This window comes from Amycolatopsis sp. NPDC057786 (assembly GCF_042797905.1).
Classification (GTDB): domain Bacteria; phylum Actinomycetota; class Actinomycetes; order Mycobacteriales; family Pseudonocardiaceae; genus Amycolatopsis.
In genome coordinates this window covers 1-8,079 of record NZ_JBHVKW010000111.1, presented here as the reverse complement: position 1 = coordinate 8,079, position 8,079 = coordinate 1, and the positions used below count along the sequence as shown (strand labels likewise).

Genomic DNA, 8,079 nt, shown 5'->3' with positions numbered 1-8,079 from the left:
CAGTGCGTTCACTCATTGTGGGACTCGGCCGGGCAGGCGCGGGTCTGCATCTGCCGGTCTTGGCCAAACTCCGTACCCGAACCCAGCAGCTCTTCGACGACGCTCCCGTCATCGCGTGCGAACCGCGGCCTGCCGTCGCCGCGCGGGCAGGTCTGGAGGTCGTGCCGACCATCGAGGCCGCGACCGCCGGACTCGACCCCGCCCGCACCGTCGCGCACGTCTGCACACCGCCGACCGAACGGCTCACCGTGCTCTCCGAACTGGCCACGCTGGGCTTCCGCAAGGTGATCGTGGAGAAGCCGCTCGCCGCGGACATCGACGACCTCGCCAGGATCATCCGCCTGCGCCGCAAGTACAAACTGCATATCGAGGTCGTCGAGCCCTGGCTCGCCAGCACGCTCACCGCGCGGCTGGTCGGGCTGATCCGCAGCGGCCGCTTCGGCGCTCCCAAGTCCATCGACATCGTGCAGAACAAACCGCGCTTCCGCCGGTCTCTCGTGACACCGGGACACCCGACCGCCTTCGACGTCGAACTGCCGCACGGAGTCGCGCTCGCGCTGCGGCTCGCGGGCGCCGCACGGGTCACCCACGCGTCCGGGACCGATCTCGAGGTCGACGGGAACGTCGGCCCCCGGATGGGCGGGGCCAACGTCGGTCTCCGCCACAATTCGGGGATCCACACGGAGATCCGGTCGGATCTCACCTCGCCGGTACGCGAGCGGCGGGTCACCGTCGACTTCGAAACGGGGACCGCGATCGGGCATTTCGCGGTGAGCGGCGACGACCACCATTCGCAGCTGACCCTGCGGTCGAGCGGCCAGTCCGAGCACGTCGTCCTGCGCGACGACGCCATGACCGAGTGGATGTCCGTGGCCTACCGGAAGTTCCAGGTGGACGGCGAGCAGACGCAGGGATTCACCTTCGCCACCGAGGTGGTGCAACTGCTGTCGGTGGCCAAGAACATCTGCGCGGAACCGGTCTCGCGACCCGAACCCGACGCGGTGGCGGCCCATGCCGACTGACCCGGTGTTCGCCGGCATCACCGACGAGGCGGCCGACGACCTCGGCGGCCAGCTCGCGGCGCTCGACGCACTGGGCTGGCGGACGATCGAGCTGCGCACCCTCGATCGGGTCCCTGTCGCCGACCTCACCGACGAGCGGTTCGACGAGGTCGCGACGACGCTGACGGACAGGTCGATGGACGTGGTCTGCCTGGCGTCCCGGATCGGTGGCTGGGGCAGGCCGGTCACCACCGACTTCCGGCACGACCTCACGGAACTGCACGTCCTCGCCAGGCGGGCCCGGTCGATCGGCACCCGCTACGTCCGGATCATGTCGTATCCCAACGATGGCCTGAGTGCGCGCGACTGGCGTCGCCAGGCCACGGCGAGGATCACCGTTCTCGCCGAACACGCCGAACGCCACGGCGTGACGCTGCTGCACGAGAACTGCTCGGGCTGGGCGGGCACGAACGCCGAGCGGATGCTCGAACTGCTGGACGAGGTCGCGAGCCCGGCACTGAAGCTGCTGTTCGACACCGGGAACGGCGTCGCCCACGGTTACGACGGGTTCGACCTGCTCGCCGACATCGCCGACCACGTCGAGCACGTGCACGTCAAGGACGCGGACGAGCACGGCTTCACCATCCCCGGCGAGGGTGAAGCACGCGTGGCGGACTGCGTGAAGCTGTTACAGGCCAACGGGTACAGCGGCGCCTGGTCGCTGGAACCGCATCTCGCGATCCAGCCCCATGAGCCGGGTGTGCTCGCGCACGACGCGGCGGCCACGTTCATCGCCGCGGGCCGGGCGATGGCCGGCCTGATCCGGTGATCCACGAGGATCGGGATCTGCTGCTACGGCTGCTCGCCCTGCCGACGGCCGGTCCGCTCGAAACGTCCGGTGAAGTCCGGCTCTGGGAAGCGATGCGGGACTACGCCGGCGCGGCGGCCGGGATCGGTTTCGAGACGCTGTACCTCGGCAGCCCGGACCCGTCGGTACTGGACCGGCCAGGTGTTCCGGTCGCGGTCCGCGAAGCCGGGCCGGACTTCCTCGCCGGTCAGCCGAGCCTGGTGCTCCGGCTCGGTCCGGCCAGTCCCTCCGTGATGTTCAACGTCCACCTCGACACCGTGGCGCCGTTCGAACCGGCGGGTTTCGACGGGGTCAGGTTCACCGGCCGCGGCGCGATCGACGCCAAGGGGCCCGCGGTGGCACTGCTGGCCGGGATCCGGGCCGCCGTCGCGGCGGATCCGGCGGTGGGCAGGGACGCCGGTGTGCTCATCCAGGCCGTCTCCGGTGAAGAAGGCGGCGCGATGGGCACGTTCGGCACGCGGCCGCTCGTCGAGGCCGGCTTCCACGGCGAGCTCAACATCTTCTGCGAACCGACCGGCCTGCGCTACCTGCCCCGCTGCTCGGCGTCGATGACCGCTCGCGTGCGAGTGCGCGGCGACGACGCGATCGACGACGAACCGCACCGAGGACACAACGCCACCGTCCTGCTCGGCTTCCTCGCCCAGCATCTGGCGCTCGACCTGGCGGAACACGGCCGGGTCTGCCTGGCGGGGCTGCACACCGGCCACCTGCACAACAGGGTGTACGGCAGCGGAGAGCTTCTGCTCAACATTCCTTACGACAGCCGGGAAGCGGCGTCGAAGATGACCTCGGCGCTGGAAGACGGCCTGCGGTCGGGCCTCGCCGAGTTCGTCACCCGGTTCCGGAAGACGCCAGCCTTCGCCCGTACCGCCGCCGACGCCGCGGCGATCACCGAGGTGCGGTGGCTCAAACGCGACCTGCCCGCCCTGACCGCTCGGGACATCCCGCTGCTGGACGGGCTGGCTCCCCGCTGGCCCGACGACGAGCCCGGTTTCACCTGCGATGCCCTCTGGCTCGCCGACGTCCCCGGCACCCGGACGGCCGTCCTCGGCCCCGGTTCCCTGGGCGGCAACAACGCGCACTCCGCCGGGGAGTACGCCGACGTCGAAGAACTCGACAGGTTCAGTGACCTCGTCCGCGAAATTGTCGTGCGATTCAGCCGGAACGAAGGAGCCTGACCGTGCTGATGCCCTATCCGGAGCTTCTCTCCCTGGTCACCAGGATCTTCGTGGACCGCGGCGTTCCCGAGGACCGGGCGGTGATCGCCGCCACCGCGTTGTGCCACGGCGACCTGACCGGGGTGACGTCACACGGACTGGTCAACCTGACCCGGCTGTACCTGCCCCTGCTCGACGACGGACGCGCGGATCCGGCGGCGGACATGGTGGTCCAGACGGATCTCGGCGCCTGCGTCCTCGCCGACGCCCGTCGCACGCTGGGGTTGTGGTCGGCGTCGCAGGCCATGGAACTGGCGTGCGCCAGGGCTTCGCGGCACGGCATCGGGATGGTGTCCCTGCGCGGTGCCACGCATATCGGCTGCGCCGGCCATCACGCCGCGCGCGCCGTCACCCACGGCATGATCGGCCTCGTCGCGTCGAACTGTGGCGGGCAGCGCATCGCCCCGCCCCCGGGCGGCGCGGCGACGATGCTCGGCACGAACCCGCTCGCGCTGGCCTGTCCCGCCGGTGACGCGCACCCGTTCGTCCTCGACATGAGCACCACCGTCGTGCCGACCGGTCGCGTGCGGGCCGCGGCAAGGGAGGGCCGGGCGATCCCGCCGGGGTGGCTCGCCACCGACGACGGCGCACCGGTGACCGACGCCGCCGCGTTCGACCGAGGGGATGCCCATCTGCTGTGGCTGGGCGGCGATCCCGAAACGGGTGCCTACAAGGGATTCGGGCTGGGCCTGCTCGTCGAAGTGCTCGGCGCGCTGGTGCCCGGCGCCGCGCTCGGCGCGCTGTCCGCCGACGGGAACCGCGACGACGACATCGGGGTGCTGACGCTGGCGATCGCACCGGAACTCCTGCGCGGCGGATTCGCCGCCGACGCGACCGCGCTCTTCGCCGCCGTGCGTGGCTGGCCCGCCCGCGACGCCGCCGTCCCGGTCGTCTATCCCGGCTGGCACGAGGGCGAACGCGCGGCCCGGTTCCGCGCGCACGGGGTGCCGGTGCCCGACGACGTCTACGAGGAACTGCACGCGACGCTGGAAAGGGCGGCCGGATGATCCGGGTCGGTGTCGTGGGGCTCGGTGTCATCTCGCGCTTCTACCTCGCCGCGGTGGACCGGTCCCCGGCGTTCGAGCTCGTCGCGGTCTGCGATCTCGATCCGGCGGTGCTCGCCGGAATCGGCGTGCCCGGCTACCGGGATCACCGAGAGATGCTCGCCGCCGGAGGGCTCGACGCGGTGATCGTGACCGCACCCAACGACGTCCACGCGTCCGTGTGCCGGGATGTGCTGGACGCCGGTCTGCCGGTGTGCGTGGAGAAGCCCCTCGCCACTGGGCTAGTCGACGGCGAGGATCTCGTGACGAGAGCGGCGCGGCGGGACGTCGCCCTGTTCACCGCGTTCCACCGCCGGTACAACAGCAACGTGCGGGCACTGCACGACGCCCTCGCCGGCCGGGCACCGATCGCTTCGCTGACGGTGCGCTATCTGGAGCGGATCGAAGAACACGTCGGCGGTGACCGCTGGTACCTCGACACCGCGCGTTGCGGTGGCGGTTGCGTGGCGGACAACGGGCCCAACGCGCTCGATCTCGTCCAGCTGTTCCTCGGGTCGGTGGCGCTGCGAAGCATGCGGATCACGCGGGACGCGCAGGGCGTCGACAGGCAGGCGACACTCGTGCTCGAAAACGCGGTCGTCGAACTCGACTGGTCGTTTCCCGGAGAAGTCAAGGACATCGAGGTCAGGCTGACCGACGGCACCGTCCTGCGGGCCGACATGCTCGACGGCTTTCCGGCGTTCAAGGAATCGCTCTGGCACGAGTACGACGGGTTGCTGCGGGAATTCGAGGAAGCCGTGCGCAAGGGCGGCGCCTGGCGCGACTGCGGTCTCACCACTCTGTCCATAGTGGACGAGTGCTATCGGAAGGAGCGCGATGCGCGAGGACGGGCCGAAACGGGAGATCACCGGCACGGTGGTGAAGGTGCTGGTACATCACCGTGACGATCGGGGAATGAGCCTGGAGCCGTTCGCCAGCCGATGCGTTCGCACCGGCGAGATCCACGAACTCGTCACGACCAGCCACGAGGACACGGAGCCCGGAGCGCCGATCGACCGCGTCGGTTTCCTCGGCTTCGCCGAAATCGACCGGGCGGGCGTGATCGACCGAGGCGACGAGCTGTGGATCGGCGGCGAACTCGTCGGTACCGTGCTCGGCTTCGACGGATGCCATTTTCCCAATCACTACAACATTCTCATCACCGTCACGCGGCCCGTCACCGGCGAAGAGCTCGGCCTGAAGCCGGAACTGGAAGTGCGTTTCCGCGGCAGGTGGTGAGCGGCCCGGAGCCGGGCCGCTCACCGGCTCGCCGCTACTTGCCCAGCAGGGGCACGTCCGATTTGCCGAGATGGTAGTCGCGTACCGCGTGCACGAGTTCGTCGACGGTCAGCTTTCCGTTGCCGTTCACGTCGATGGCCCGGAACGCGGGGGCGACGGCCGAGGACTCGACGCCGATGGCCGCCAGCCACTTGGCGAACTCCTGCTGGTTGACCTCGCCGTCGCCGTCGGTGTCGCACAGGCCCACGATCGCCGCGATGGTGGGACGGACCACGCGATCAAATCCGGAGTCGCCCTCCTGGAAGATCTGCGCCTCGATCACCTCGGTGAACTGCTTCTCGCTCAGCGCCCCGTTCGGGCCGGCGCCGGCCTTGCCTGCCAGGTACTCGTACATCGCCACGAAAGAGTCTTTCACCGCACGCGCTTGGGGCGACGCCGGGTCTTCGCCGAACGCCTTGATGATCCGGCCGGCTTCGGCCTCGAGATCGGACTTTTCGATCTTGCCGTTACCGTTGACGTCCCACTTCTCGAAACGCTTCTTGAGCCTGTCGTTCTTGACCGCCGTGGTCATTCGTGCACACTCCTTTTCGCGTGAACTCGGAAGAATCTGCGGTACGCGCGTGTCAGCCGGCGCTCGATCCGGCCGACACGGTCAAAGACGGACGACCTCCTCTCCGGGAACCTGTCCCGTCACGTCGAACAGCAGCCTGGCCGTCGAGGTCAGCAGGCTGAGGTCGTAGGCGCGGTGCGCCACCAGCAGGACGGTGACGTCCGCGGCGGAGAGCACCTCGTCGAGGTCGGCGACCGGTGGCCCCAGTTCGGGTACGGCACCGGCCACCGGATCGTGGTAGGACAGGTCCGCGCCGAGCGCGCGCAACCGGACGGCGATCCGGATGGCGGCGGACTCGCGGGTGTCCGGCACATCGGCCTTGTACGCGACGCCGAGAATCAGGACCTTCGCTCCCCGCAACGCTTTCCCGTGTCCGGCGAGCAGGCGCCGCACGCGGTCGACCACGTGCTCCGGCATCCGGTCGTCCACGAGGCGGGCGGCGTGCACGACACCGAGTGAGGTTCCCTCCCGCTCGGCCTTGTCCAGCAGGTATTTGGGGTCGACCGGGATGCAGTGCCCGCCGACGCCCGGCCCCGGCACGAAGGGCATGAACCCGAAAGGTTTGGTCGCGGCGCAGTGCACCACGTCCCACACGTCGACCCCGATCCGGTCGCAGAATATGGCGATCTCGTTGACCAGGGCGATGTTCACGTAGCGGTAGGTGTTCTCCAGCAGCTTGGCCATCTCCGCTTCCCTGGTGCCGCGCGCCACCACGACCGTGTCGACGAAGCGCCCGTAGAACGCCGCGCAGTATTTGGCGCACAACGGGGTATGCCCGCTGATCACTTTCGGTGTGTTCCGGATGCCGAAGCGGCGGTTGCCGGGGTCGACACGCTCGGGTGAATAGGCGAGCGCGAAATCCTCTCCCGCGGTCAGGCCGTACTTCTCCAGGATCGGCCGGACGATTTCGTCGGTGGTGCCGGGAAAGCTCGTCGATTCGAGCACCACCAGCGTCCCCGGCCGCAGATGTTCGGCCACCGTTTCGGCCGCGGAGCGCACCGCGGCGAGATCCGGTCCGCCCGCCGAGTCCAGCCCGGTCGGCACGCAGAGCACGATCGTTTCCGCCGTGCCGAGCACCGCCGGATCGGTCGTCACCGTGAACCCGCTCGCCCGCATGGCCCGCAAGCGGCCCTCGGTCACGTCGGGCACATGCGAACGCCCCTCGGCCACGGCGGCCGCGACCCTCGGCGAGGTGTCGTAGCCGGTGACCGACAACCCCGCCCCGCAGGCGGCTTCGGCCAGCGGTAACCCTACGTAGCCGACTCCGACCACGACAAGATCGACAGACACGGGACCCCCTCAGTCTCGATGTCGCGCGAACCGGTCAGCTGACCGAGAACGAACCTGTGCCCGGCGGGACGTGGGAACCGAATCCCGCCGGGACCCGGATCCCTGGCATCAAGCAGAGCGGGTCGCCGTAGATGACCACTTCGGCCGAGGTCAGATTGGCCAGGACGTGCGCGGCGATGGGGAGTTTGTGACAGCCATCGGGGTTCCGGTAGGTGTCCAGCCGCTGGAACTCCGTCGAAAAGACCACCACTTCCCCCGCCGCGGCCTGGGCAGGCGGGCTCGCCACGAGCAGCAGGGCGCAGGCGGATGCCGCGCTCAACGCGGCGATGACAAGACGGTTCATCGGATGCCTCCACATCAAGATCACGACTTCACTCCGCACGCTAACAGTCACTCTTGGTAAAACCGGTGCCCCGCCGGAACTTCACGCGCGCAGGTTGCGGTCCGCTCCGCCGGGTCATTCAGATGGCGGCTTCAAGCACTCTGCGCGTGATCTTCGAACACGGGCGGTTCACATGAACGAGTGGCGCGGGCAATGAAGTCAGGGATGATCGGCCGAGATTCGGGACGCAGAGTGTCCCGGCCCATCCGGCCGGAAAAGGCTTGCGCGGCCGGATGTTCCCGGGGCCGGCCGAGCCGGGCGCGGCTTGACTGTCCATAAAGGACTCACAAGGAGCTGGGGCTCCGGCCGCCGATTGATGCCAGGCCCGGTCCGTGAAGGCCTCCTTGAGGGACTCTGGATCCCTCAAGGAGGCCTTCACACCATCCCAGTACATGAAGGTCCCCTTCCTTGCGCCTGGCGCAAGGAAGG

The 8,079-nt window shown here is 69.3% G+C and carries 9 protein-coding genes; 6 read left to right on the top strand and 3 right to left on the bottom strand.

What is annotated here, in order from left to right:
- Nucleotides 1-2 precede the first annotated feature (2 nt).
- Genes ACFVM3_RS35795 through ACFVM3_RS35770 form a run of 6 tightly spaced genes read left to right on the top strand, consistent with a single transcriptional unit; the run spans nt 3 to nt 5,368 of the window.
- Nucleotides 3-1,022, top strand: coding sequence for a Gfo/Idh/MocA family oxidoreductase (locus ACFVM3_RS35795; protein WP_378444325.1), 1,020 nt, complete (start codon nt 3-5; stop codon nt 1,020-1,022).
- Nucleotides 1,012-1,830 carry a sugar phosphate isomerase/epimerase family protein gene (locus ACFVM3_RS35790; protein ID WP_378444324.1) on the top strand — a complete coding sequence of 273 codons (819 nt, stop codon included), beginning with the start codon at nt 1,012-1,014 and terminating at the stop codon, nt 1,828-1,830. The genes ACFVM3_RS35795 and ACFVM3_RS35790 overlap by 11 nt, the downstream gene beginning before the upstream one ends.
- Nucleotides 1,827-3,047, top strand: coding sequence for a M20/M25/M40 family metallo-hydrolase (locus ACFVM3_RS35785; protein WP_378444323.1), 1,221 nt, complete (start codon nt 1,827-1,829; stop codon nt 3,045-3,047). Before ACFVM3_RS35790 ends, ACFVM3_RS35785 begins: the two co-directional genes overlap by 4 nt.
- Entirely contained in the window at nt 3,044-4,093 is a 1,050-nt protein-coding gene (locus ACFVM3_RS35780) for an Ldh family oxidoreductase (RefSeq protein ID WP_378444345.1), read from the top strand. The genes ACFVM3_RS35785 and ACFVM3_RS35780 overlap by 4 nt, the downstream gene beginning before the upstream one ends.
- Nucleotides 4,090-5,034 (top strand): Gfo/Idh/MocA family protein, encoded by a 945-nt coding sequence (locus ACFVM3_RS35775; protein WP_378444322.1) that lies wholly within the window; start codon nt 4,090-4,092, stop codon nt 5,032-5,034. The genes ACFVM3_RS35780 and ACFVM3_RS35775 overlap by 4 nt, the downstream gene beginning before the upstream one ends.
- Nucleotides 4,967-5,368 carry a DUF6917 domain-containing protein gene (locus tag ACFVM3_RS35770; RefSeq protein WP_378444321.1) on the top strand — a complete coding sequence of 134 codons (402 nt, stop codon included), beginning with the start codon at nt 4,967-4,969 and terminating at the stop codon, nt 5,366-5,368. Before ACFVM3_RS35775 ends, ACFVM3_RS35770 begins: the two co-directional genes overlap by 68 nt.
- A gap of 34 nt (nt 5,369-5,402) precedes the next feature.
- On the opposite strand, the gene ACFVM3_RS35765 is transcribed toward ACFVM3_RS35770, so the two are convergent.
- From ACFVM3_RS35765 to ACFVM3_RS35755, 3 genes are all read right to left on the bottom strand, one after another.
- The gene (locus tag ACFVM3_RS35765) at nt 5,403-5,939 is read right to left on the bottom strand and encodes an EF-hand domain-containing protein (protein ID WP_378444320.1); all 537 of its coding nucleotides are present in this window, start codon (nt 5,937-5,939) and stop codon (nt 5,403-5,405) included.
- Nucleotides 5,940-6,020: 81 nt separating this feature from the next.
- The gene (locus ACFVM3_RS35760) at nt 6,021-7,268 is read right to left on the bottom strand and encodes a nucleotide sugar dehydrogenase (RefSeq protein ID WP_378444319.1); all 1,248 of its coding nucleotides are present in this window, start codon (nt 7,266-7,268) and stop codon (nt 6,021-6,023) included.
- A gap of 34 nt (nt 7,269-7,302) precedes the next feature.
- The gene (locus ACFVM3_RS35755) at nt 7,303-7,611 is read right to left on the bottom strand and encodes a hypothetical protein (protein ID WP_378444318.1); all 309 of its coding nucleotides are present in this window, start codon (nt 7,609-7,611) and stop codon (nt 7,303-7,305) included.
- Between the last annotated feature and the right edge of the window lie 468 nt (nt 7,612-8,079).

Bases quoted from the DNA above. Each gene is read 5' to 3' on its own strand.
- ACFVM3_RS35755 (WP_378444318.1), bottom strand. From the start codon at position 7,611: ATGAACCGTCTTGTCATCGCCGCGTTGAGCGCGGCATCCGCCTGCGCC.
- ACFVM3_RS35775 (WP_378444322.1), top strand. From the start codon at position 4,090: ATGATCCGGGTCGGTGTCGTGGGGCTCGGTGTCATCTCGCGCTTCTAC.
- ACFVM3_RS35790 (WP_378444324.1), top strand. From the start codon at position 1,012: ATGCCGACTGACCCGGTGTTCGCCGGCATCACCGACGAGGCGGCCGAC.
- ACFVM3_RS35765 (WP_378444320.1), bottom strand. From the start codon at position 5,939: ATGACCACGGCGGTCAAGAACGACAGGCTCAAGAAGCGTTTCGAGAAG.
- ACFVM3_RS35770 (WP_378444321.1), top strand. From the start codon at position 4,967: ATGCGCGAGGACGGGCCGAAACGGGAGATCACCGGCACGGTGGTGAAG.